This is a genomic window from Synechococcus sp. R55.7 (assembly GCF_047461955.1).
Classification (GTDB): Bacteria; Cyanobacteriota; Cyanobacteriia; order Thermostichales; family Thermostichaceae; genus Thermostichus.
Genome location: NZ_JANSIC010000512.1, coordinates 1 through 558, shown reverse-complemented (window position 1 = coordinate 558; position 558 = coordinate 1). Strand labels below are relative to the sequence as shown.

The 558-nt window shown below is 57.0% G+C and carries 1 pseudogene; it reads left to right on the top strand.

Annotation, left to right across the window (positions count from 1 at the left end):
• Positions 1–136: 136 nt before the first annotated feature.
• Positions 137–558: pseudogene (locus tag NW820_RS13425) on the top strand (hypothetical protein); the annotation flags it as partial.

Here is a 558-nt window from a genome sequence, read left to right as displayed (position 1 = left end):
CCTAGTTTAATTGAAATGACCATACTGGCAATACAGGGATCCCTGAGAATGGACAGGATGGTGGGGAAGGCTGGTCATGATTGAGGCAGGGGCAAGCGTCTTGAGGCGGATGTTGGGGGTCTACGGCAGCTCTAAGATGGGCGTTCTGCTGCTGTTGGGGTTTTCTTCGGGTTTGCCGCTGCTGCTGATCAACACCACCTTGAATGCTTGGCTGACCCAAGCGGGCTTGACCACCATTGCCATCGGCTTGTTTAACCTGCTCAATTTGCCCTACTCCTTTAAGTTCTTGTGGTCGCCTGTTCTGGATCGATTTCTGTTGCCGGCACCGGGATCCCTGCGGGGCAGTCGGCGGCGGGGGTGGATGGCCCTGACCCAGGTGCTGTTGCTGCTCAGCATAGGGCTACTGGGTTTTCAGGATCCGACCCAAACCTGGCTGGAAGCCTTGGGATGGGAAGAGCTGTCCCAGACTTGGCCGGGCATCACAGTTTTCACCCGCCCGATCTTTCTGGTGGGGTTGCTGGTGGCTTTTTTGAGCGCCTCTCAGGACATCGCGGTGGA